We start from the raw sequence: 24,708 nt of genomic DNA on the forward strand, positions 1-24,708 counted from the left end.
AAGAAGACCGAAAATTTTGATTCTCACAGAAGGGGAAAAGGAGCAGGAATGGCAATAGGTAAGGATTCCATCAATAGCGTTATCGGACCAGGGTCGATATTTGAAGGTAAGTTTTATATCGCAGGTTCACTCAGAATCGATGGAAAATTCGAAGGTGATATCAAAACTGAGGATGCACTCGTTATCGGTGAAACCGGTAAAGTAAAAACCAACATCAGCGCAAGAGAAGTCATTGTATCAGGTACCCTCATCGGAAACATCAAAGCCGAAAACGAAGTCAAACTCGAAGGTACAGGACGTATGTTAGGTGATATTACTGCTCCTTACTTAGAACTTCAAAAAGGTGTAGTAGCAAAAGGAAGTATCACAATCACAGGCGGCCAGAAAAAGGACGTTCGTAAGATTGTGGAAGAATCCTTCGGTGGTATTAAATCTTTAGATACCAAGGATTAACTAATCCCGATTAACACATGCTACTTCGATCACCAGAAAAGTCTACGATCGGTAAGCATGTGTTACGCTGGGGAAACGTAAACGTAATCCAAGTTTCCCCTGGTAAGTATTTTTATAATCTCCAATCACAATCTAGTGTCCTTCACGGAACGATCGATCTCAATCGCAAACGGTATCGGATCCTTCCCCTTCTCGCTTCTTCTTTTATCTTAGCATTTTTTATCTCAATCATCGTAGACAAACAAACCTACGAAGAAAGTTTGATGGAAAAAGAATTCCTCAGTATGTCTACCGAGGTGGAAGAAAACGATGTAAAGGACAAGGAAGCAAAACTTGCCGATGCCAAATACCTCCAAGAAACAGAAGATAAAAAAATGGCCATCCTGCGTTCCGCCGATTTGGATGCCCTGGCGGAAAACAAAAACAAAAAATTAAAAGTCACTCAGTACAAAGTCAAAAAGAACGAAACCCTATCTGACATTGCACGCCGGTTTAAAGTTTCTGCAGAATCCATCGCAGGAAGTTCTGGAATTAACCCAGAAGTATCCATCCTCCCTGGACAAATTTTAAACATTCCCAACAAACAAGGGCTAGTCTATAAGTTAAAAAAAGGGGATACCCTTGCCAAAGTAGCCGACTACTACAAAGTCAAAATCGATGATATTTATTCTGAAAACCAATTAGAAGATTACGATTTATTTAAATCCGGGCAAAAGGTATTCCTTCCTGGAGCTGTGATACCTGACACAGGGCCTGTATGGCGAATCCCCGTGGTATCCAAAGTCATCACTTCTGGTTGGGGGACACGTTCGTATCCTCAATACAAATTCCATATGGCTCTTGACTTACGTGCCAATTACGAATCGGTTTATGCCGCAAGGAAAGGAAAAGTAACCTATTCCGGCTGGATGGGTGGGTATGGAAATGCAATCATTCTCACTCATGATGACAGTTACCAAACTTTGTATGCCCACAATTCCAAACTTTTTGTGAAAGAGGGGGATTATGTGAGTGCCGGTAAAGTCATCTCTCGTTCTGGTTGCACTGGCTATTGTTTTGGACCCCACCTCCACTTCGAAGTCATCAAAGATGGAAAAAACGTAAACCCAACCAAAATCATCAAAGGCTTTTCTTACAAATAATCAGAATTTATTAAAATAATCCTATGAACAAAAACAAACAAACCATAAAACATTCAATTTCACTAATATACTTATTAGTATTTACTCATTTATTTTTCGCCTGCAGTCCAAAAATTGGAGAACAAATCAACAAACGAATTGTTGATCCATTCGATGAAACAAAAATTCTAAATGTTCACTTTGTCACTTCGCGCCGAGAAATGACCGTGAAAGACAATTGTGATCCGCAAAGTTTTGGATTCATCACCGACATCAATCCTCATTACGGAATTTGTTTGGTGAACATCCCTTCGAAACATATCATTGGTGATATCTCACTGGACAATGCCCAAGACAAAAACCAATTCTTTCAATTCAAAGGCCGCATCAACACTGACGATAAAGAATTTTTAACCAAAATCAAATCCTCTGCTTCGGATGAAGTTTTAGTTTTTGTACATGGATTCAATGTTAATTTTGATGAAGCAGTGCTTCGTGCAGGACAGATCAAATATGATCTAAAGTTTCCAGGAGAAGTGGTGGTATATTCTTGGCCGGCCGGTGCTGATGCGGGAATCTTATCCCAAGTGATGGTGAAATCCACTTACGACCTAAACTTCACGGAAGCAAAAATCAACAGAGAACCATTTGCAAAATTTCTCTCAGACATCACGGGACTTGGAAAAAAAGTCCATTTAGTGGTTCACAGTATGGGCCACCAAGTGGTATTACCATCGGTGGCAACGCTCGCCAAACAAGGCAAAAAAAAATTCTTATCCGAACTGATCCTCAATGCTCCCGACTTTGATAAAAATGAATTTGAACAGATCTTAAGCGACCTAACCAATTCCTCCGAACGAATCACTCTCTACTGTTCTCCTGGAGATAATGCCCTTGTTGCCTCCCAAAAAGTGAATGGAGCCGCACGAGCTGGAATGTGTTTTAAGTATTCCGGAGTCGATGTAATCAATGTGAATGAAGTGGATGATCCAGTCTTTGGTGTGGGTGGACTTGGGCATGGATATTATTCCTCCCGGCCTATCCTCACAGACATCTATCAAGTGTTACTTGGTGTGTCTGTAGAAAGAAGACTTTTTATCCGAAAGTCTGGACCTAAAAACGGAGAAAATTTTGTCCTTAGAAAATAACTAAGGCACAAGTAGATCTTCTCCTTTCAGGAGGGTACGGTTTTTTTTTGTGGGACTTTTTCTGCCAATAGAGAGGAAAGGAAAATTTGCAAAAATAAAACCCAAACTATTTTTTCATCCGATAATCCTTGCCTTTTTCAAAATGGCTTTTAGAATTTTTCTAATTTATGGATTCTAAAAGAAAAGGAAGTCTTTTTTATTTTGGAGAGCGAATTCTCCTAGGAACGGATGGGATAGTCACCGAACCGCACTCTCACTATGCAGTTTCTATCTTAGTGTCTCTGCGTGGTTCCTTTCATTTATACACCAAATCCAATACGGTAATCGAATCAGAAGGTATCATCATCCCCCCAAATTATTACCACAGATTGGATGGAGCCAATTCAGAAATGGTCATCATCCAACTGGATCCCAAATCTGAGGAATACAAACGAATTCAAATGGACCAGTCTCCTAAAACAATAGATGAAGAAACCAGATCGAAAATCCAAAAGATCGCCAATCCATTATTTGGTGAACCAATGACCTGTGATTCTGCAAGGTCCCTCTACAACCAAATTCTTTCTCTCCTTGGTTCAGAAACTATTTCCAAAAAATACGATAACCGAATTGAGATGGCAGTCCAAAGAATCAAAGAAAAAATTCCAAACCCAGTGACTTTGCTTGAACTTTCAGAAATTTCAGGGATCTCTACGGATCGGTTTATGCATTTGTTTAAAGATAATATGGGAATTCCTCTCAGGCAATATTTGTTATGGCAACGCCTTCATATTGCCGCAAAACTATTGCAAGGTGGCGAAAACCTCACAACTGCTTCTCATGCTGCCGGTTTTAGCGACCAGGCACATCTCTCTCGAACTTTTAAAAAGATGTTTGGAGTGAAACCATCCCTATTTTTAGGAGGTCAGTCCCTCAGTAAGGTATGTTTTTGTGAGGATTGATATCTAGGTTCAAACAGAAGCCAAACCAACTATAGGAAGTGGCCTCTGTTTGATCATATAAAAATAGTCAGAAGGATCGTAAAACTAGTTATCTGAGGAAATTAAATCCATACGATTTGACAATCCTTACAAAATTAATTAGGCAGCTTTATGGGAGAAGTCTTTCCAAACCCCTTTAGCTTTGAGTTCGTTATCCACTGCCGCTTTTAAGTCCAATCGATATCCCAACTCAAAGAAAACATCTGCTACCACAAATAACGGTGCGGATACTAAAGCTTGGAATAAATTGTCAAAGAGAGCCGGTCTACTTTTTTCGAAAATAAAATGTCCATAGAACTGTGCTCCCCATCCGATCACTTGGCCAAGGCCAAAAATGGTCCAAGCTGTGGTTGCCGGTAGTTGTGCGGTAATCCACTCTGAGGTGACAAATAGTCCCCCAAAAACGAGAGTCGCTACAAAGGCAAATAAAACATCCAAAGTATAATAGTAACCAAGCACCGCTAAAGTAAATACAAGGGATGCAGACACATGAAAGCCATTGTATTCAAAAAGACTAAAACGGCTAAGGACAACAAACAAAGTGAAGGTGATTGTCGGAACACCAAGCACATGAATCAATACATTACGTTTTTCCTGGTGGTAAGCAGAATAAAACGCCATTTCTTTTGCAAATCTCAAAGGAGACCTCCGGGTGTAAAGATCCATACTACCAGAAACTGAGTTGTCTGACTTGAACGAACCTGTCATAGAGCTAAAAAATTAAGAATTTCTTTCGGACTCGATGGTGAGCTTTCGAAGGGTAAAGTTACGCTGAAAATCAGAAATAAAATCTTCGATGAGAATGGGGAACCGGTAGGTCCAATTGGAGTGGTCTGCTGTTCCAGGTAGGTTGATTCGATGTTTTTCGGGATTTTTCAAAACATCAGGAACACCAAGGGCCAAATCTTGGAAAAGTTGGATGGAAAAAAGGCTACTCGTTTGGAATACAAATTCGAGAAGCCCAACAAGTGTCTCTTCCTCGGATTCGGGTCTTGGTTTTCCTAAGCGGTCAAAGAAAAATTGAAGTTTGGATTCCAGATCTCCTTCGTTTTTCCACCAATCCATCACCAAACTCGTGTCATGTGTCGATAATACAGAAATAGCGTTTTCTCTATACAATTCTTCTGGAATGAACTCACCCGTAGTAAAGGATCTAGTCCAACGAACTACATCGATTCCAATCATTTGTCGTTCAAACAAAGAATCGCGGATAAAACCAGGAACAGAACCCAAATCTTCCGCACAAGGAATCATTGAGGAGAAGGATTCAAAGATCTCCAAAATTTTTTCCCCAGCTTCCTTCCAATGTTTTTCTTCTTCTTGGATATGAAGCTCTGATAAAGGAAATAGTTTTGCCTTTGTCTCTTCCTCCAAATCCTGGTAGGAACTTTCTTTCCAAAAATCCCAATAGAAGATATAATGATCGGGGATAAATTCGTGAATGAGACCTAAAGATTCAAATTGTTTGGGATCTAACCCTTCTTTAATAAATTCCTCTTTTGCGATTCCAAATTGAGGATGAAACCAACCATGGAGAGCCGTTGTATCATCCTTAGGGATGGACCAAATTCGATACATTCCAATCACATGATCAATGCGGTAGAGATGAAAAAAGTGTTCTAAATAAGACAAACGATCCTTCCACCAAGAATAGTTTGTTTTTTCCAAAACTTCCCAATTCAAAACAGGGAATCCCCAAGTTTGACCGGTTTTAGAAAAATCATCGGGTGGTGCCCCTGCTTGCAGGTCCATAATAAAAAACTCAGGATGTTCCCATACATCACAAGAATTTCTAGAAGTAAGGATAGGCATATCTCCCTTCAAATACACACCCATATCTTCAAAGTGGACTTTTACTTCAGATAACTGATCATAGGCGATCTTTTGCAAATATACCCAAAAGAGAGCTTCTTCTCTTCGATTGGAAAAAATATATTCTTTAGCCCCGTTTGGATCCTGGTATTCTTTAGGCCATTCCCACCAACCCTTCCCCTCGAACTCTTCATACAGCAGTCGAAAGGCAGCATAAGAATAACACCATGGGTGTTCTTCCAAAAAGTATGTAGCAGCCTTTGTGGCTTCTTTTTGGTTTTCCGTATAAAATTTACGGAGGATCTCTAATTTCAAATTCCGAATGCGAAGGGGATGGTTTTCTAAAAACTTTATCTCACGTTTGCGAGATTTACGATTTAGATTTAATTTATGTAAGGATATATAAAGTGGATCGATGGCAAAGGCAGAGATGGCACTATAAGGAGAGTACCCGAATCCTGTATCATTTAAGGGTAATAATTGAATGATGCTAAAACCTACATCCTTTGCCCAATCGCAAAGAGGATATAGACTATAAATGTCTCCACATTCGAAAGAATGTTCAGAAACAATAGAGGGCAGAGATACGAGTACCCCTGCCCTTCTCCTTTTTACCTTTCGAAAAGATCCCAAGTCTTTTATGCGACTGTGATTTCTTTCGATAGGTATACGTCTTGAATGGCGTTGAGTAGAGCGACACCTTCCTTCATCGGTTTTTGGAAAGCCTTTCTACCAGAGATGAGTCCCATTCCGCCAGCACGTTTGTTGATCACGGCTGTTTTTAAAGCGTCCTGTAAATCATTTTCTCCAGAAGCTCCACCGGAATTGATAAGTCCCGCCCTTCCCATATAACAATTGGCTACTTGGTAACGAGTGAGATCAATCGGGTGGTCAGAAGTGAGGTCGGAATAGATACGTTTATCTGTTTTACCATAAGAAGATTCTTGGTTTAACACATTGTATCCACCGTTGTTCTCAGGTAACTTTTGTTTGATGATGTCCGCTTGAATGGTGACACCTAAGTGGTTTGCTTGTCCTGTTAAGTCAGCTGAAACATGGTAGTCTTTGTCTTTTTTGAACGCATTGTTTCTGACATAACACCAAAGAATCGTTGCCATTCCGAGTTCATGTGCCATTTGAAAGATTTTGGAAATCTCTACAATCTCACGACCGGAATCAGCGGAACCAAAATAAATGGTCGCACCCACGGCAACACAACCTTGGTCATAGGCTTGTTTTACCGTTGCAAACAAAATTTGTTCACTTTTGTTTGGGTAGGTGAGAAGTTCATTGTGGTTGATTTTCAAAATGAAAGGAATTTTGTGAGCATACTTTCTTGCAACCGATCCAAGAACACCGAGAGTTGTAGCAACACCGTTACAACCACCTTCGATTGCCAATTTAATGATGTTTTCGCCATCAAAGTAAATGGGGTTTTTTGCAAATGAGGCACCAGCGGAGTGTTCAATTCCTTGGTCCACCGGAAGAATGGAAACATAACCAGTTCCACCAAGGCGGCCACTTCCGAGAAGGGTTTGGATGCTACGAAGAACAGGTACAGACCTGTCTGTGGGAGCAAAAATTCTATCTACCCAGTCAGAGCCAGGTACGTGGATTAGTTCTTTAGCGATTTTTGGCGATTTGAATCCAAGAAGGGATTCCGCATCGTTTCCAAGATGTTTCGAGATTTCGTCGAAGTTCAAAGTTGTTCTCCTAAAAAATAAATTCTCGGGTTCTTCCAATGTGACAACATCTTTTTTTGCTCGTCGTCTATCTGTCGGGCCTTAACTTGAATTGAGAGGCAAATTTGAGAGGATCCGCACAATTTCGAATGTTTTTTTCCCTGGCTTGGCTTTTCCTCACACTGTCTTTGGGAGTGTGGTGGTGGATTTTGGGTTTCCGTCAGGCAAAAACCATATCGGAAATTTCAATCAGTGCTGCGCGCCAAGTGGAACTAGACCGAGTCAATCGTATGCTTCAATTGGAAGGATCTTTTTTCCTTTCCATGTTGACCCTCGGTGGAGTGACTCTTGCTGTTTTATCTTACAGAGACCACAAACGTTCCAAACTCATCTCTGACTTTTTTTCCACAGTTACCCATGAAATGAAAACTCCGATCGCCAGCTTACAGCTGCAAATCGAAGTTCTCCTCGAAGATACAAAAGAGCCCGAGCTCAAAAGAAAGTTAGAAAAGATTTGGAAAGAAAACCAACGCATTGAATCCCAAATGGGAAATGCATTTTATCTCGCAAGCCTCATGCAAGGAGAATCCTTGTATATGGAACAATTACCCATTTCTGATTTATGTGAATCCTATTCCCATCATGAACCTGATTTGATTTGGAAAGTATCTGTTCCTAAAGAAACAATGGTTTATATTGATAAAAAGGCTTTTTTTGCTATGCTTAAAAACTTAAGCGAAAATGCAAAACGCCATGGAAAAGCAAAAACTATAAAACTCACAATCACCAAAGAAAATAAACAGATTTCTTTTCTTTTGGAGGATGACGGAACTGGATTTGTTGGGAACAAAAAAAATCTTACACTACCTTTCTTGCGGCATTCTAAAACCAGCGGGAGTGGAATTGGTTTGTATATTGTCAAAAAATTAATCGAAAAAATGCAAGGTTCCTTGGAATTCCCGGACAGTTCGTACGGATTTCATGTAAAACTGAACTTAAAAGAGGTTCTATGAAACCAAGAATCTTACTTGTCGAAGATGACGAGGGTCTCGGTGAAACTTTAAAAGAAAGACTGGAGCAGGACCGCTACCGAGTCCAGTGGGCCAAAACAGTAGCGGAGGCAGAAACCCTTTTTTCTCCCGGCCAATTTGATTTGGTGGTCCTCGACTTACGACTCCCCGATGGAAATGGATTCCAACTAGCCGAACTCTTTGTTTCCAAAGAAAAGGACATTCCCTTTCTATTTCTCACCGCCCAAGCCGGTGCCCAAGAAAGACTTCGTGGGTTTGAACTGGGAGCCGCCGAATTCATTCCAAAACCTTTCCACCTCAAAGAATTTCTCATCCGTTTGGAACGGGTGGTGGCACAAACTCGCCCCCATTTTGGACAAAAATGGAAGATGGATGGAAAAGAAATCCATCTCGATTCCTTTCTTGTGAAAAAAGAAGATGATAGTTCGGTTCTACTTTCGAAACGAGATTGTGCCTTACTTGCACTCCTACTTTCTGATACAAGGAAAGTCTTTAGCCGTTCGGAAATCCTAGACTACCTTGTGGGAGAAGAAAGTTTCCCTACAGAAAGGACCATCGACAATGCCATAGTCCGACTTCGGGATGCTCTCGGAGAAGAATCCATCCGCAATGTCCGGGGTGTAGGCTACCAATGGGTAGCCGAGGTCTTCCCACTAAAATAAGGATCCTTGGGTTGGGGAATCGGAAACTTTCGCCGATACTTTGAGTAATGAAACAAGGATTTTTAATCTCCCTCGTATTTGCGTTATCCTTGTTCTCAAATTCCCTCGGTGCCTGGGAAACTGATATCGATTACAACTACGAATATCAAAAAAACGGACCCTATACCAAGTTTTCTGATTGGGTGCCTTACAAACTTCACAAATGGGAACCCAAATATTTAGAAGACTTTTACGAATTGTACAACCTCAAACAACATTACAACGATAATGAAATCAGAAAAAATATCTACTGGCTAAAAATCTCTCTGGGAAAACGATTCCGTCACCCCAAACACTCATTATGTGAGACAAAAACTGAACAAGAATACTACAAATATCGTAATTTGATGTTTATGCATATCAACATTCAAATCATGCGCTCTTACATGAGACTTGCTTCCAAATTTGACAAACGCCATGTCTATTTTTATAATTTAGATTTTGCCCACGAACTAAAAGAAAGTTTCGGTGTGGCAGAAGCCTTCTACAAAGAAGCCCTTCCTTATTGGGAAAAGGCAAAAGATTATGCCGACAAAGCGAATGAAGTGCCTGTGGATTTGGATTTAGGAACCATTGAAACGGAACGGTATGAAATTGTTACCGGCAAATTAGACTTTGGTCATATCATTGAAAACCATTTAGAAAGACTCGATGGGAAAAAGAAAATTGTATCGGAGTATTTAGCTAAGTATCCAGAGGCCGATGTTAAGGTACTAGATCTTGCCGATAGAGAAAATTAAAACTCCATAAACAGAACCGCAATATCATCATGAATGATTCGATCTTTATCGACGAGACAGTTTGCGATCATTTTTTGGATTAAAGTATCTGTATTTTCTGAAGCAGAAATCATCTCGGTGAGTTCCTGCAAAAAGATATCAAGGCCAATATATCCACCACCCTCTTCTTCTAATTCATAAATTCCATCAGAATACAATAACAAACGGTCACCAGGTTCAAAGGTTTTGGAAATGGTGCGACCTAACCATGTATCAAGAAGCAGAATCGGATACATTTCATCTTTCACAAGTTTCATCACTCTTTCGTCGCCCTTCCAAAACACAACGGGAGGGTGACCTGCAAAACTAAACTCCACTCGCCTCTCCATGGGAAAAATTCGTAACACACAGGCAGAGATATGGTGTTTGAAGATAATGGTTTTTAGTTCCGTATGCATGGCTGCTAAAATATCTGCAGGGGAGGATTCCAATTTAGAATATTTTTTAAAGGAAACAGCAGCAATTCCAGAAACAAGAGCCGACGAAATCCCATGCCCCGAAATATCGCCAAAGAATATATCAATACAATTTTCCGTTGGTTTTTCATAGAGGATGAGATCTCCCCCTATTTCATCATAAGGCAAAAATCGCGATTGGATTTTTACATTCGGAATTTCTCCAAAATCTTTGGCCACCCAAGCTTCTTGGGTGAGTTTTGCGAGTGCCAAATCTTCTTTGACATCAGAATAAAACCTTTGTAAGATTTTTTCTTTTTTCATTAATTTGATTTCATTTTTCGCACGCACTAACCCCTGCGAAATAAAACCGGCTATCAAACCTAACAACCTTTTGGTTTCTTCCGACCAATTGCCAATTCGTTCAAAGGTGGTAATTCCAAGAATCCCAATCACATTCCCCTCGTCCCGTAATCCCACCACTAAAATGGAACGAACTTCTGCTCGTTTAAAAAGATCCAAATGCCAAGGTTCATCTACCATTAAGGTAGTATCTGCAATATGAATGACTCCATCAGAAGCAAGCATTCCCAATCGTTCCGGATTCATTTTTGCAATCGGAAGTTTAGTTCCTACTTGGAATAAAAATGGCACACCATCTAACACCCATTCGTGAGTCACAGAAAGAAATTGTTTGTCCGATGAAATTTCCGCTGCAAAAACTCGGTCAGCCCTTGAGTATTTTCCCAGTTCCTCCAAGGCAAACTGGATGGCATCGGAAACTAATTCTGCTTTGGTATGGACAAAGGTTTTAGAAACTTCAGTGACAATTTGGGAAAATTGCAATAGGCCAGAAAGTTTGAATTCAGATTCCCGAATGGAGGAAATTTCGATTTGTTGTCCCCAAATACGAACGAGAAACCCATCATCCACTTGCCCGTGGGAATTCATGAGATAGATTCGCTGGTGCCCGTCAGATAATTCTACGAAGTATTCGTAATTTTCTAATTGGTAGGTGTTTTCAATGAATTTTCGGAGTAAAAAAACACTCTTTAGGGTAAGGAGATCTTTCAGATACTTACCAATAACTTCCTGGACAGTCTGGTATCCGTAGAACCGGGCCATGGCTAAATTACCTTCCCGAACAATGCTATGGCACCAGATAAATTCTATCTGTTCCTCCAGAGAAAGTGAGATCGGCATGGGAATGTCCAACTCGTAACACCAAATAACATCTTTGGAAAGGTGGATAAAGCTCTCTAAATGTTGGTAACGACCATAATCGGCTTGTCGAGAACTCATCTAGATTCTAACCTCTCAGAATCTTCGGTCACTGCCACAAAAAAAACATAATCAATTCCGCTATTGAAAATTTTCCGAATTCTCATCGAAAAATAGTCGATTCCGTTGACCAAATTACCCCTGATATAGATAGTATTTCGAAATGGCGGAGGCTTAAATGGAGCAGTTTTGCATCATATTTAAGCATAAGGATTTAATAACATGCAATTCGCATAGTTTTTAGGCGTGATTTTAAACTCACTTTGCTTAGAAACTCCACGAAACCCTTATATTTAGGTCGAAATGCCTTGGTATAAATCTTGCATCTTATTAGAAACCAGATTACAACAATCAGACCGACCTCTGAAAGAAGGAGAATCAAATGCAGTTCGCAACCCCAAAATTTACTTCCGGAAAGGAAGTGGTTGAGTATGCCAAAAAAAATGGAGTCATTTTCTACGACTTCCGCTTCACGGATATCAAAGGAATGTGGCACCACGTTTCCTATTATGTGAATTCCGTTGATGAAGAAACATTTAAAGGGATCCCTTTTGATGGATCTTCCATTGCTCGTTGGCAGCCAATCAATGCTTCCGACATGCAATTACATCCAGAAATTTCTACGGCTTTTTTAGATCCGTTTACTGCTGACAAAACACTCGTTATGTTTTGCGACGTATGGGATATCTACAAAAAACAATACTATGAAAAATGCCCACGTTCCATTGCGAAAAAAGCATTAGCGTTCATGAACAAATCGGGAATTGCAGACACTGCCTATTTTGGTCCAGAAAATGAATTCTTTGTTTTTGACAGCCTACGTGTTCGTGATGAAATCAACTGTCAATACTATGAATTAGATTCCAATGAAGGTATCTGGAACACTCACTCTGAAATTCCAGGAACAAACAATACAGGAAAAATCAACTTCAACTCCGGACACCGTCCAGGAACTAAAGGTGGATACTTCCCAGTAGCTCCGATTGACTCCCAAGTTGACCTTCGGGCAGAATTTGTAAAAACTCTAGAAGCCATCGGAATGGAAACATTCGTTGTGCACCATGAGGTAGCGCAAGCACAAGGGGAAATCGGTGTTAAGTTTGGAACTTTGATTGAAGCTGCAGACAACGTACAAAAGCTAAAATACATCGTTAAGATGGTAGCTCATAAACACGGAAAAACTGCTACATTTATGCCAAAACCACTTTTTGGTGATAACGGTAACGGTATGCACGTTCATATCTCTCTTTGGAAAGGTGGAAAAAACCTTTTCGCTGGAGACAAATACCAAGGTCTTTCTGACTTCGCATTCAACTATGTTGGCGGAGTTTTGAAATATGCAAGAGCTTGTGCTGCCTTTACAAATGCATCCACTAACTCTTACAAACGACTCATTCCAGGATTCGAAGCTCCTTCTATCCTAGCATACTCTGCTCAGAACCGTTCGGCTTCTTGCCGTATACCATTTGTTAGTGGTGAAAAAGCAAAACGTGTGGAGTTCAGATTCCCTGACTCAACAGCTAACCCATATTTGGCGTTTGCTTCCTTACTAATGGCAGGAATGGCTGGAGTAACAGAAAAAATTGATCCAGGTCCTGCACGTGAAGAAGATCTTTTCGAACTTTCTTTAGATGAAATCCGCGAAAAAGGAATTCGTCAAATGCCTCACACACTTCGTGAAGCTATGGAAGAAATGCTCGCTCAAAGAGAAATTTTCAAACAAGGTGATGTGTTTACAGAAAACTTTCTACAAACATACCAACACTACAAGTTTGAGACAGAAATTTGGCCATGGGAAGGTCGCCCTCACCCATACGAATTCCTCACTACTTACTCTTGTTAAGAGAAAAGGCCCCGGCAACCGTCGGGGCTTTTTTTTGTTTACCATTCTTAAACTCTTCAAAAAATGACAAAAGAACTAAAGATTTAGTTCTACCAAACGATCTAAGGTTATAGGGCGAGGTAGCTCAGATGGTTAGAGCACAGGATTCATAACCCTGAGGTCACGGGTTCGACTCCCGTCTTCGCTACCAAAGATCGAGAGGACAAGGTATGAAAAAAACAAACCGTTTGTTTTCAATTATGGCTCTGGTATTATTTACTGGATCCATCCAAGCAGCCGATTTTCCTAAGTGTAAAGAGGCTTGCGATAAGTTTTATAGCTGTACTGTGCAAGTGAACCCAAATGCTTCCGAAGAGCAAAAAAACACTCTCCGACGTGGCTGTGAATTCAATTGTAACCGTCCCAAATACTACGATAAAATTGCAGGTTGCCTCTCAAGTGGCGATTCTTGCAAAGCATTCTCGTCTTGCATTATGAAAGAAATGCAAGGCAACAAATAACAAAACAAGTTTAGTTCTAATAACTAAAAAAGGGTAAGGCTGTGATACAGATCTTACCCTTTGGTTGTACAGAAAACGAAAGGAACCGACCGACTAGTTACTAGTTGTCGGTTCCTGTTTTTTGTGTGATTTGTTTGGAGAGAGATTTGGCTTCGTCCAATCGAAGCGAGAGGATTTTCGATATCCCTGGTTCTTCATTGGTGACCCCAAAAATGGCATTCGCTCTGGAAATCGTAGACTGAGCATGGGACACTACAATGAACTGTGTTTTGTCTTTGAACCGATCCAAAATTTGGCAGAACCTAAGTTTGTTAGCTTCATCTAGTGCCGCATCAATTTCATCCAAAAAGCAGAACGGGCTTGGTTTGACCATATAGATTGCAAAAAGTAGTGCAATTGCTGTGAGTGACTTTTCCCCACCAGATAACAGGCGCAAATTCTGAACATGTTTGCCTGGAGGTTCCGCCATAATTTCCACACCGGAATTGAGTGAGTCGTCTTTTTCTGTCAGCTCTAGTGTTGCCCTCCCCCCATTAAATAATGTAGAAAAAGTTTCTTGGAAGTTCTGTTTGATCTTTTCAAACGTTTCTTGGAAAAGTTTTTCAGACTGTTCATTGATTCGTTTTAATACTTCTTCGATATCTTTTTTTGAACTTTCGATATCTAACTTTTGTTTGAGATTGTGTTCATAGATTTCTTTGATATTACGATACTCTTCAATCGCAAGTGGATTGATGGAACCTAAAAGTTGGATTTCGGACTTTGCCGACCGAAGTCTTCTTTCCTCTGCCTTTTGGTCCAGTTCCAATCCCCCTCGTTCTGTTTCCAATTCTGAGTCGGTAAGAGAATAATCATTGTATAACTCTTCTACAAGAGAATCAATTTGGACTTTGAGTGCGGAACTTGTTCTTTCTTTTTCAGAAAGAAGAGGAAGAAGGTTTTGAAACACTTCTTGGTTTTTGGAAATATTAGACTTAATTCCAGAAATTTCTTCCACAAGCGATTGTAAGGTTTCTTTTTCCGATTCCAAAATGCGGCTCATGGATAAAAATTCTTGATAGGATTCCGCAATTTCTTTTTCTAAAACTTCGACTTCCTTTTCTAAACCTTCTTTTTTTTCTCGAATGACAGACTCTTGTTCTTTTGCACCTAAAATCCGTTTTTGGATTTCTCCAATTCTTTCATCAAGGACTGCAATTTCTTTTTGTTGGTTTTCTAATCGAGAATTGGATTCCAGAAGTTTTTTCTCGAGTTCCACAATATGAGTTCTTGTTTCTTCCCAATGACTTCGGTGTAAGATGATATTACTTTGATTGTCTCGAATACCCCTGGTTAGGTTTTCGTTTTCTAAAATCAAATCTTCAATCGCTTGGTCTATAGATTCTTTTTTAGAAAGGATTCCATCTTTATCAAAAAGTAAGTTTCTAAAATCATCTTCCCGTTTCAAAAACGCTGTGAGGTTTTCCTTATAACGATCGAGTTGGATTTCGCGAAGATCTGCAATACCATTCGGAACCTTAGAGGACTCTAAATTTGTAATAGCAGATTTTAATTTGTTGGTAAACCTTTCTAAATCGGAAAGAAGAGCGACTTTATCGGCATTCCGAATCGCCTCTCCTTCGCTCGATTCTCTTTTTTTATTTTCTAACTCTTGGATAAGCTCTAGTATTACTGTCTTTTGTTTGTCTCTGAGGGTGATATGGCGTTTTTCATTTTCTTTGATCCGACCTTCTTTTTCTTCAATGGACTTTTCTTCTTCTTTAATAGAAAGTTCCAAAGAAACACGTCTTGATTCCAAATTTTGGATCTCTTCTTGGAGAGTGGTTTGGATTTCTCTTTGACGTTCGTTTTCAAGCTCAATGGCACGTTTTTCCACTTCCAGTTTGATCGTTGCTTGGTTTTCTGATTCTAAAGCCGAAAGGATTTCTCCAATACGAAGTTCATACTCCATAATGAAGGTTTTGTTTTTCGAAATTTTTTCTTTCTGGATTTGGCTTTTGGATAAATGATCGAACAACTTCTTATCGATTTCGGCGATTTCCCTTTCCTTTGCCTCTTTGGTGGTTTCTTTTTCTGAAATCAAATTGGTTTCGTTTTGGATCAGAGATAAGATCGATTTGTTTTTTTCGCGGATCTCAAGCAGATCTTCGTCTGACTTTTTCATTCGACGTTTAAAATCACGTAGTTTTAGAAACCGTAAGTTTTTGTCAGACTCATCTAAATCTGATTTGAGTTTGAAGTATTGTTCTGCTTTTTCAGATTGTTTTTCTTTGACTTCCAGGTCTTTGACCATGGAGTTCATAATGTCTTGGATGCGAAGTAAGTTCTGGTTGGTATCATCCAACTTCTTTGTGGCTTCTTTGCGATCGAGTTTGAAGCGAGAAACCCCAGCGGCTTCTTCAAAAATAGCCCTTCTTTCTTCTGGTTTGGAATTGAGGATTTGGTCGACCCGACCTTGTTCTAAAATGCTATAACTAGACTTACCAATTCCTGTATCGAGAAGTGTTTTTTCTATATCCTTTCTTATGGTTTTGATATCATTCAGATAGTATTCGTTTTCCCCGTCTGGATACAAACGGCGAGTGATTTTGACGGATGGATAATCAATATTGAAAAACCGGTCATCATTATCAAAAAGGATCGAAACTTCAGCGAAACCTGCCGCTCGCCTACTCTCTGTTCCGTGGAAGATGACATCATCCATCTTCTCTCCGCGAAGTCCCTTGGCACTTTTTTCTCCAAAGACCCATTTTACGGAATCCACGATATTTGATTTTCCCGAACCATTCGGTCCGACGACAGCAGTAAACCCAGGATCAAAATTGATCTCTGTTTCATCCGCAAATGTTTTGAATCCAACAATACTCAGGCTCTTTAAATGCATATATGTTTCGCCGTTCGATTTCCCTGTTTCCCGGTTGACACAACTTGGGAGACATAAGAAAAAACCTTAGATAGTATTATGTCCCAAATTATCGATCCCATTTCCAGTGAAATTTTTGAAAGGAAGCCGTACTTACAAAATTATTTCAGAAACTTCCCATCCGGAAATCTTTGGGAACTGGGCTCTGCCAAGAAGACGGGGGAATATTATGTCTCATTAAATGGGGAACCTCTCTCTTCTTCCTTCTCTCCACTCACACAAGCCATTCGTCTTTTAGATACTTATTCCTTAAGGGCAACGGACATTGTGATTTTGTTTGGGCTTGGAAATCCTCACCTCATCCAAAAGATTAGCGAAACATTGGCCCCAGGTCAAATTCTCATCCTTATCGGAGACGATGAAACACTAATTCCCGTTATCTGGGATAAAGTCTTAAAACAAGTGATGACGGTCCCAGGTCGCCACCTGTTCTCAGGTGAACTGTTTTTCCCTTTGTTTTTTAACTACTTAGATTCTTTGCCCATTGAACGAGTGAGTGGATTAAAAATTATTCGTAATCCCACAGACACAAATCGCAATCCCGTCTACCGTGAGTTAGAAGAAAAAACCCAAACTGTTTTTTCAGCCAAAATGAGTGATCTACTCACTAAGTTTGAATTTGAGAGGTTGTGGATCAAAAACTCCATTTGGAATTTGGTCCATGTAGGAAAAGAGTCTCCTACTCGTTATCCCATCTCTTCTTTAAAAGACAAGTTTCAAGGACTTACCGCCATACTCGTGTCAGCTGGTCCTAGTTTACGAAAAAACCTTCCTTGGTTACAATCCGTTCGGGACAAAGTATTTGTTTTGTCTTGCGATACCTCACTCAAAGTCCTAATCAAAGCAGGAATTTTGGCGGATGGAGTAGTCACACTGGACGCACAAACCAATTCTTTTTTTCATTTTATGGGTGAGACTCTCCACCAAATTCCCCTATTTGCCGATTTGGTAAGCTCCCCCACACTTTTACGAGAACCTCTGTTTCGATCGGTAGTTCATTCGGTCACTGCGAAATACCAAGTCGATGCGGAAGGATCGCTTGTCCGAGAAGTCACTGCCGGTGGGGAACTCGCCGAACAGGTGTTTACGGAAGTGGGCGATATCCAATCGGGGGGATCTGTTGCCACTACTGCCTTTGATATGTTACGGTTTATGGGATTTTCCTCTGTTTTTTTTCTCGGACAAGATTTGGCCTACTCTGGACGGGAGATCCATTCGACGGGAACCCATCACAATGAAAAATGGCTGACCCTTCTAAACCGAAAAAACAGTTTAGAAAGAATCAATGAAGTGATCATTCGCAAAAGAGAAACCAGGTTTGTTCCCAGGACCGATGGAGAAGGCTCTGTTCTGACCGATTATGTTTTGGATTTGTATCGTCACTGGTTTGAGGAATCAGCGAGCACTGTGAGTGAGATGAAGCTCTTTAATGTAAATGAGGATGGAGCTTTGATAGCGGGAATCGAATCTTTGAGTCCAGACAATGCAAAAAAGATTTTGGAGAAAACACCCCACCACAACTACCCGTGGAGAAATCATCCCATCTGGAATCCAGACAATGCCAAAGCAGATTCTTCTACCCCCATTTTTTCCTTGTCGGAAAAAAATTCCAAAAACGAATCCAAACAAAATCCAAAAGGCAAACCACCCCACTACTTACATCACCAAGGTTCCGAATCACTATTTAGGCGAATCCAAAAGGATCTCGAATTTATGGAACAGGGACTCGGGCGATTTGAAAGAGAAACACCAAAAGAGTCGTTTCAAAATTCCGATATTTGGATCTGGATGAGAGAAGAGTCGTATTTACGAAGAATGGTGCGTAAAACAGAAATTTATATTTTGCGTCATAAAGATTTGGAGTCGGAGAGAAAAAACCAACTTTTGATTCAATCGATTAAAAAAGAAATCCGTTACCTAAAACGAAGTCTTTATCCTATGATGGATTCGTTTCCAGAAAAAGGATGAAAGACGGAATTGTCTTCAAACTCAGGAAAATAATCAAAAAATAACTTTTGAGATACCACTCGGTAGGCAAAGGGATTTTTTTCCGCATAACCATCAGTATACGGCATTGCTGGCAGTTGGTGGAAATTAATCCTTTCTTCAAAATTGATAAAATCGCGACGAGTGAGTTCGGGTCGTAATTCCAAAGCGGTTTCTTTCAGAAGATTCCAATCCAATTTGAAACTCATCCTAGCCCCACGAAAGGCGGGAGATCTTTCCAGTAAATTGACGAGGCGTTTCACCGGACAATCCATATGGAAATATTTCGTTACATAAACTTTCACAAAACGTGCGGCAAGTCCCATAGGTTCCCAAATTAGTTCCGACTCAGTATTTTCAGTTTCTTCTTTTTTAATTTCGCTAAGAACCACATGTAATTCTGGAATGGATTGTCTTCCCGTCATAATGAGAGAGGACTCCTCCATTCCGAATTCACCATAATACAACCATTTGTAGAAGTCCTGGATCTCCGCTTCCGGATGGTCCTCTACAAATTTGGTAAGGAGAAAAAGTTTTTCTTTTTGAGTGAGTGAGGATTCTCTTTCAGTTTGCATTCCTAAGTTGCTCGTAGTTCTTTACCCAACACCAAACGTTTGATGTTCTCTCTATGAGAATAGGAAATGAGAAAAAAAGTAGCAACTAACACAAAAAAGATGATTGGTTGGTATTCAGAGTCGGGAATGAACTTTGTTGTTCCAAAATACCATAAGGGCATGGACAAAGTCGCAAGGATGGACCCAAGAGAGACAAATCCCGAAATTTTATACACGATAAAAAAGATCACAACGGCACAAACCGTGACTATGGGAACAAGAGTCAGGTAAACTCCGAGAGCCGTGGCTACACCTTTTCCGCCTTTGAAATGGAGAAAAGGAGTGAATGTATGTCCAAGGATGGCAACAGAACCAAGTAGGATTTCTGTCGTGGTGAGAGAATAAGGCGATTCAATATAAGAGGCAAGGATCACTGGGATGGCACCTTTCAGTGCATCCAAAAAGAGAGCGATGATTCCATACTTCCAACCGATGACCCGGCCGACATTGGTCGCACCTATGTTTCGGCTGCCGTGTTCACGGATGTCAATCCCTCGCACTTGTTTGGCCAGAAGAAACCCGACCGGAATGCCACCCAAAAGGTAGCTAAATAAGACCATGGCAAGTATCATTCCTTGCTCTCCTTACCCTCGTTTCTGTTCCGAAGTTCGATCTCAACAGCGAGGCCATCTAACCCAAACTCGGTCACTATACTCTTTCGGTAAAAACTCAATATATTTGACGGAAAGAGTTTCGTATCATTAACAAAGAATAAAATTTTAAAAGGAATCTGGGAGACTTGCGTGGCGTAATACACCTTCGGAGGTCGGTTCGATGCCTTCTGCACCTTATTTTTGCCCCCCCACTTGCTTAACCAGTCATTTAAGGCACGGGTCGTGAGCTTTTTCTGGGACTTTTCATAGAGGGCCACGACCGATTCTAGGAGTTTGTGGGTTCGGAGTTTCTCTTTGGCCGAGAGGGAAAGAAGTGGTCGTTCCTTCAAAATCGAAAGTTTCGCCTCCATACGGTCTTTGAAATGTTTCCAAGAATTGGATTCTTTTTCGGGAACCAGGTCCCACTTGTTGACAGCTACAATCATGGGTTTTCCCAGTTCTTGAATTTCCCCAAAGATCTTTTTATCAAATTCCCCGAGCCCCTTCATGGCATCGATAAGTAATACCACAACATCGGCTTCTCCCAAACTATGGAGGGTACGTTTATAAGAATAAAATTCTAAACTTTCGCCGGTTTTGGATTTTCTTCGAATCCCGGCTGTGTCTATAATTTCTAATTTATGGTTTTGAAAATAGAACTGATCAGATACCGAATCCCTTGTGGTTCCTGGCACATCACTTACCACTGCCCTCTTGTAACCAAGGAAGGTATTGAGAAGTGAGGACTTACCAGAGTTAGGTTTTCCGATAATGGCAATTTTGCAATAGGGGTCTTCCGGCATTTTGATTTTGTCGGGAAGGAAAAAATTAATCTTTTGGTAAAGTAGATCGAAGTTTCGACGCCCCAATGCCGATATCGGCAAGAGTTCATTTAACCCAAGTTTGTAAAATGGCTCCAAGTCATATTCATCTTGTTCTGTATCTACTTTATTGATAAGAGTCAGAACCATTTTATCTTTCAGAACTTCATCTTTTTTCAAAAGTTCGATGAGTTTGTAATCATACTTACGTAGGTCTTTGTGATCGATCACATGTAGGATTAAATCCGAATTTCGTAAATGTTCAAAGGCAATCTCTATGATCTCACCTGAGATTTCATCGATATTTTCGATATCTAAACCGGGTGTGTCAGACAATGTGAAAGGAATTTTAAATTCTGCCCTTTCGACTGTCTTTTGTAATACGTCTCTTGTCACACCGGCAGTATTTTCTGTAATAGCGCTTTGTGCTCGGAGGATGGCGTTGAATAGTGTGGACTTACCCACGTTTTGACGGCCAACGATTGTAACCACTGGAAGTCCTTTCATTTGCGTAGGTGTTCCTTCATGGCTCTTTCCATATCGATTTTGGCTTCCTTTTTTTGAATGTCGTCACGTTTGTCGTAAAGTTTTTTTGGTTTGGCGAGAGCGACGTCTATCTTCACCAAACGATTGTTTTTAAAGAAACAGCGAGTGGCAATGAGTACAAGCCCCTTCTCTTTGATGGATCTATCTATTTTTTGAATTTCTTTTGCCTTAAGGAGTAGTTTCCTGGGACGAATTTCTGGATGGTTCGCATAACCTCCATCTTTGTAAGGAGGGATTTGAAAGTTTTCTAAAAAAACTTCTCCGTTTCGCACTTTGGCAAAACAATCCGTTAGGTTTCCTTTTTTTTCTCTAAGGGCTTTCACCTCAGAACCTGTGAGTACAACACCAGCCTCGAACGAATCTAATAGCTCGAAATTGAACTTTGCCTTTTTATTGATTAAAGGATCGGTTCCGCGTGGTTTGTCGTCTTTTTTGGTTTTGCCCATAGTGTTTACTGTCTGAGGGAATGGTGGATTTGCACCAATCTCGCAATTTCTGCTCCGATGAGATTTGGCATGGAGTAAAAGTTATCTGCCGTAATCTGAAGGGAGTCATGGAACACATGTTCCGCAATGTAACGAGACCCAAGTCCCACCCCTAAAAATACATAATTTTTGTCCTGGTTTTTCAGTACAGCTTCTTTCATCCGACGGGTATCAAAAGATGCTAATTCATCTTCGATATAAGTCTTTGCCCTTTGCCCTCGGAAGTCCGAAAGTAAAACAATGATCTTGGTTTGGGCATCAGGAGAAAAATAACGTTCACAATTGGAAAGCACTTGGTATTCTGGAATGCTATCCCCATGCCAATTTTTACAGAGAGCACTAAATACTTCTCCTTCTTTTTCTGCGGTGTAGTCTTCTTCTGCTGACTTTAGATTGTAAATATCCACTGTATCTTTGGAGTTTTTAATATCACAGAAAGTATGGACACTGGTTTTGATATCATGTTCGTTTAAGATATGTAAGCTGACAAGAAGTGCCGAAAGCATGGCAATCGAATACTCGAAGTTAAAGATCCTTCGACATTTTGACACGAGGAATGTCACTTCTACACCTTTTAGTTTTTCATCGTTCTTTTCGATTGTGGTTTTATCGAAGATTTTTGTATCTCCCCTTCCACTTTTGTAAGAAATGTATTTCCTTGCATCCACCCGCGATCCTTCGTTTTTGTACATCCGGTTGATGTCAATTTCTGGATCAAAAAGTTGTTCTAAATTGAGTTCCACCTCTTCCAATTCTTTTCCAAACACAGACTTAAATTCTTCGAGACCCACCATAATGGAATAGTCCCAAAGAAGACGTCGTTTTTTTAAGAATTGTTTGTAGAGCTCTTCTGTTCTGTAACCCCAAGCACCACCCCCACCTTGTGGTTCGCCTTGGCCTTGGTTTCCTTGGGTATCTTGTCCATACCAAGCATCCGGTCCTTCTTTAGTGCCACCCCCGGTTTCTGGGGTATTGATCTCAATTCCTCGTTTGGTTTCTGCACCCGAATTCAGCTTTTTTGCAACACCTGTTAGGGGGTCACGTTTATGAAGTTCCGGATCCCACCAATTTTTACGATTTAGTCCTGATTCAACGGTAAACGTTTTTTTTTCTCTTCGATTTCCTCGAAGAGTGTTGAGACAACTTCCACACCGGAAAGAAACCCTTCGAGGAGTCTTTCGAGTTCCTTTCTTTCTTTGGGATCAGCAATTTGGTTTGTGTAATAAATTTTTCCACCGCGGATCGCAATGTCTTTCACATCCGTTTGGTTATAGCGGTAAATATGGTTTTTCCATTTGAGAAGATTAGCAATTCCAAATCGGTAGGGCATCAGGTTTGCCGATCCGATCGTACGTTTTTCTGCGAGTTCCTTTGCCTTCAAATGAAACCGGGCCAAACTGCGAGGTAGTACTCCTTCGGGCAGATAAAACTCTAAAATTTCTTCTAGGACTTTCACATCTTCGAGTTCAGGAAAAAGAATAGGAGTAAAACGGTTACGAAAGGCACGAGAGATACTAGTGACCGATTTGGAAGCACGAAAAGATTTCATTCCAAAAACAATGGATTTCTCTGTGAGTTGGATAGGGAGATACTCACCTGACTCTGGTGGCAAAGTGAGAGATCTTGCATCATCGGTGAGCATATTCATTTTTTCCACAAGTTCCGCACCAGCAGATTCGAGTCCTGAGATAAGAATGATATGTCCTTTTCGAATCGAGCGTGTTAGGGGGCCGTCTACCCAAGTGACACTTTCGATATTTCCTTCTTCTGTTGGTTTTAGAGCCCCTACCACATCGGATGTATGCATCCCCTTGGATAACATTACAGATTCCAGTTCAATTCCCGTGAGTTCTGTAAAAAGTGGTAAAAATTCTTGTGGGTCTTGGTCTTCTCTGTATTCAACGAGAATATTTTCTTTTGCCTGGATGGCCGTGAATACTTGGTCGAGGAAATGTAAGATTGGTTCTGGTGTGGGATAGGTGGAAAGTAGAGAGATGGTTTTTTTCTCATCCCAAGTTTTGATTTCTTTGTCGTTCCAAAAAATCGTAGAACCTTGCACATAACCTTTAGTAGGAACTACTTTGATTCCTCCACCAAACTCGGATTCGATGAGTTCTCTTTGTTTGGCCTTGTCCTCTTTTTTGCGGAATGGTTCTTCGAATAAATACAAAGCTTCTCTGGCAGCAACGGTTTTGTCTTTGGCTCCAAATAAAACCAAACGATTACAATACTTTTGAAGAGTTCTTAAATTGAAGTGGTATTTTTCTAAATCACCCTTTCCAATCTCTCCAGACTTGATCCGAGCTTCCGATTCTAAACTGATGCGAATGATTTGTTTTAAAACATCTTCTGCAAGCATGGGATAAAGTTTTTTTAAGATATAAAACATCTCATCCGGTGAATAAGGATCCACATAAACAACAGCAAAGTGTTTGGTAATATCAAAGGGAAGGGGTTTTCTACCTTCAAAACCTTCGCTTGGGTTTTGTGTCCCAATAAACCAAAACCCTGTTTTTCCATTCACTCGTTCCCCACTACCTTCGAGTAGGTCTAAGTAGGTGGATTCATAGACAGAGGAAAATCGTTTGATGATATTGGGGGCACAAAGGTTCATCTCATCGGCAACAAAACTGAGTCCTTCCGAAAGAGCATTGGTGAGTGGCCCATTCGACCAAGTAAATCCTTTTCCATCCAAAAGAATCCGGTAGGATCCAATGAGGTCTTCTGGAAGTGTGTCTTCATTGAAACTAAACCGAAGGGTCGGTTGTTTGCGAAGAGAGTTAATATAATAAATAAGAGCGTTTTTCCCTACACCGGCATCACCAACAAGCAGGACAGGAATTCCTTCGAGCATGGGGTATAAAATTTTTTGTAAGGTCTGTTTCACCGAGTCGGTTTCGACAAGGCTGGAAGGAAAAACAGGAAACTTATTGGAGTGCGGGAGGACCGGCACTTTCACATCGGCAATGGTTACAAAATCCATATCCTTCAGGTTTCTACTCATTTCCTAGGTG

Annotated in this window: 19 protein-coding genes, 1 tRNA gene and 1 pseudogene; 11 read left to right on the top strand and 10 right to left on the bottom strand. The window is 40.5% G+C overall.

The features are described 5' to 3' along the window. Positions 1-48: 48 nt before the first annotated feature. From LEP1GSC199_RS09145 to LEP1GSC199_RS09160, 4 genes are all read left to right on the top strand, one after another. Positions 49-453 (top strand): bactofilin family protein, encoded by a 405-nt coding sequence (locus LEP1GSC199_RS09145; RefSeq protein WP_002981198.1) that lies wholly within the window; start codon positions 49-51, stop codon positions 451-453. A 17-nt stretch (positions 454-470) separates the two neighbouring features. Beyond that, the gene (locus tag LEP1GSC199_RS09150) at positions 471-1,595 is read left to right on the top strand and encodes a M23 family metallopeptidase (protein WP_039926471.1); all 1,125 of its coding nucleotides are present in this window, start codon (positions 471-473) and stop codon (positions 1,593-1,595) included. A 23-nt stretch (positions 1,596-1,618) separates the two neighbouring features. Continuing rightward, positions 1,619-2,722 (top strand): alpha/beta hydrolase, encoded by a 1,104-nt coding sequence (locus tag LEP1GSC199_RS09155; RefSeq protein ID WP_002981498.1) that lies wholly within the window; start codon positions 1,619-1,621, stop codon positions 2,720-2,722. Positions 2,723-2,889: 167 nt separating this feature from the next. Further along, a complete protein-coding gene (locus LEP1GSC199_RS09160; RefSeq protein ID WP_002981609.1) occupies positions 2,890-3,663 on the top strand; it encodes a helix-turn-helix transcriptional regulator in 774 nt (257 codons plus the stop codon). Positions 3,664-3,801: 138 nt separating this feature from the next. Here LEP1GSC199_RS09160 and LEP1GSC199_RS09165 read toward each other — a convergent pair whose 3' ends face one another. The 3 genes from LEP1GSC199_RS09165 to LEP1GSC199_RS09175 form a co-directional block, all read right to left on the bottom strand. Continuing rightward, positions 3,802-4,341 (bottom strand): Mpo1 family 2-hydroxy fatty acid dioxygenase, encoded by a 540-nt coding sequence (locus LEP1GSC199_RS09165; RefSeq protein ID WP_002981337.1) that lies wholly within the window; start codon positions 4,339-4,341, stop codon positions 3,802-3,804. Between the two features lie 81 nt (positions 4,342-4,422). Then, a complete protein-coding gene (locus LEP1GSC199_RS09170; RefSeq protein WP_002981590.1) occupies positions 4,423-6,147 on the bottom strand; it encodes a 4-alpha-glucanotransferase in 1,725 nt (574 codons plus the stop codon). Positions 6,148-6,152: 5 nt separating this feature from the next. Then, on the bottom strand, positions 6,153-7,217 hold the full coding sequence (locus tag LEP1GSC199_RS09175) for a class I fructose-bisphosphate aldolase (RefSeq protein WP_002981248.1): 1,065 nt from the start codon (positions 7,215-7,217) through the stop codon (positions 6,153-6,155). 128 nt (positions 7,218-7,345) lie between these two features. Between LEP1GSC199_RS09175 and LEP1GSC199_RS09180 the strand changes: the two genes are divergently transcribed. Genes LEP1GSC199_RS09180 through LEP1GSC199_RS09190 form a run of 3 tightly spaced genes read left to right on the top strand, consistent with a single transcriptional unit; the run spans position 7,346 to position 9,668 of the window. Beyond that, positions 7,346-8,209, top strand: a complete 864-nt coding sequence (locus LEP1GSC199_RS09180; RefSeq protein ID WP_002981489.1) for a sensor histidine kinase — start codon at positions 7,346-7,348, stop codon at positions 8,207-8,209. Next, complete coding sequence (locus LEP1GSC199_RS09185; RefSeq protein WP_002981349.1) at positions 8,206-8,889, top strand: response regulator transcription factor; 684 nt, start codon at positions 8,206-8,208, stop codon at positions 8,887-8,889. Before LEP1GSC199_RS09180 ends, LEP1GSC199_RS09185 begins: the two co-directional genes overlap by 4 nt. 47 nt (positions 8,890-8,936) lie before the next feature. Further along, positions 8,937-9,668 carry a hypothetical protein gene (locus LEP1GSC199_RS09190; RefSeq protein ID WP_002981481.1) on the top strand — a complete coding sequence of 244 codons (732 nt, stop codon included), beginning with the start codon at positions 8,937-8,939 and terminating at the stop codon, positions 9,666-9,668. On the opposite strand, the gene LEP1GSC199_RS09195 is transcribed toward LEP1GSC199_RS09190, so the two are convergent. Then, positions 9,665-11,404 (bottom strand): PP2C family protein-serine/threonine phosphatase, encoded by a 1,740-nt coding sequence (locus LEP1GSC199_RS09195; RefSeq protein WP_002981356.1) that lies wholly within the window; start codon positions 11,402-11,404, stop codon positions 9,665-9,667. The genes LEP1GSC199_RS09190 and LEP1GSC199_RS09195 overlap by 4 nt on opposite strands. A gap of 361 nt (positions 11,405-11,765) precedes the next feature. Between LEP1GSC199_RS09195 and glnA the strand changes: the two genes are divergently transcribed. The 3 genes from glnA (at position 11,766) to LEP1GSC199_RS09210 (ending at position 13,726) form a co-directional block, all read left to right on the top strand. Then, on the top strand, positions 11,766-13,226 hold the full coding sequence (glnA, locus tag LEP1GSC199_RS09200; protein ID WP_002981546.1) for a type I glutamate--ammonia ligase: 1,461 nt from the start codon (positions 11,766-11,768) through the stop codon (positions 13,224-13,226). 113 nt (positions 13,227-13,339) lie between these two features. Next, positions 13,340-13,416: transfer RNA gene (locus LEP1GSC199_RS09205), tRNA-Met, on the top strand. A 19-nt stretch (positions 13,417-13,435) separates the two neighbouring features. Next, positions 13,436-13,726 (top strand): Cys-rich protein, encoded by a 291-nt coding sequence (locus LEP1GSC199_RS09210; protein ID WP_002981260.1) that lies wholly within the window; start codon positions 13,436-13,438, stop codon positions 13,724-13,726. A 100-nt stretch (positions 13,727-13,826) separates the two neighbouring features. Here the strand turns inward: LEP1GSC199_RS09210 and LEP1GSC199_RS09215 are convergent, their stop codons facing one another. Continuing rightward, positions 13,827-16,610: a chromosome segregation SMC family protein gene (locus LEP1GSC199_RS09215; protein WP_002981325.1), complete on the bottom strand. Its 2,784-nt coding sequence runs from the start codon at positions 16,608-16,610 to the stop codon at positions 13,827-13,829. Positions 16,611-16,688: 78 nt separating this feature from the next. On the opposite strand from LEP1GSC199_RS09215, the gene LEP1GSC199_RS09220 reads away from it, so the two are divergent. Continuing rightward, positions 16,689-18,617 carry a motility associated factor glycosyltransferase family protein gene (locus LEP1GSC199_RS09220; protein WP_002981588.1) on the top strand — a complete coding sequence of 643 codons (1,929 nt, stop codon included), beginning with the start codon at positions 16,689-16,691 and terminating at the stop codon, positions 18,615-18,617. On the opposite strand, the gene LEP1GSC199_RS09225 is transcribed toward LEP1GSC199_RS09220, so the two are convergent. The 5 genes and pseudogenes from LEP1GSC199_RS09225 to LEP1GSC199_RS09245 all read right to left on the bottom strand — a co-directional run bounded on the left by LEP1GSC199_RS09225 (position 18,581) and on the right by LEP1GSC199_RS09245 (position 24,677). Next, a complete protein-coding gene (locus LEP1GSC199_RS09225) occupies positions 18,581-19,210 on the bottom strand; it encodes a hypothetical protein (protein WP_002981306.1) in 630 nt (209 codons plus the stop codon). The genes LEP1GSC199_RS09220 and LEP1GSC199_RS09225 overlap by 37 nt on opposite strands. Positions 19,211-19,212: 2 nt before the next feature. Beyond that, positions 19,213-19,821 carry a glycerol-3-phosphate 1-O-acyltransferase PlsY gene (plsY, locus tag LEP1GSC199_RS09230; protein WP_002981552.1) on the bottom strand — a complete coding sequence of 203 codons (609 nt, stop codon included), beginning with the start codon at positions 19,819-19,821 and terminating at the stop codon, positions 19,213-19,215. Beyond that, positions 19,818-21,170, bottom strand: coding sequence for a ribosome biogenesis GTPase Der (gene der / locus LEP1GSC199_RS09235; RefSeq protein ID WP_002981196.1), 1,353 nt, complete (start codon positions 21,168-21,170; stop codon positions 19,818-19,820). The genes plsY and der overlap by 4 nt, the downstream gene beginning before the upstream one ends. Next, on the bottom strand, positions 21,167-21,655 hold the full coding sequence (gene smpB, locus LEP1GSC199_RS09240) for an SsrA-binding protein SmpB (protein WP_002981625.1): 489 nt from the start codon (positions 21,653-21,655) through the stop codon (positions 21,167-21,169). The genes der and smpB overlap by 4 nt, the downstream gene beginning before the upstream one ends. 5 nt (positions 21,656-21,660) lie before the next feature. Continuing rightward, a pseudogene (locus tag LEP1GSC199_RS09245) lies at positions 21,661-24,677 on the bottom strand (AAA family ATPase). Between the last annotated feature and the right edge of the window lie 31 nt (positions 24,678-24,708).

Origin of the sequence: Leptospira vanthielii serovar Holland str. Waz Holland = ATCC 700522, from assembly GCF_000332455.1 — a bacterium.
GTDB lineage: Bacteria > Spirochaetota > Leptospiria > Leptospirales > Leptospiraceae > Leptospira_A > Leptospira_A vanthielii.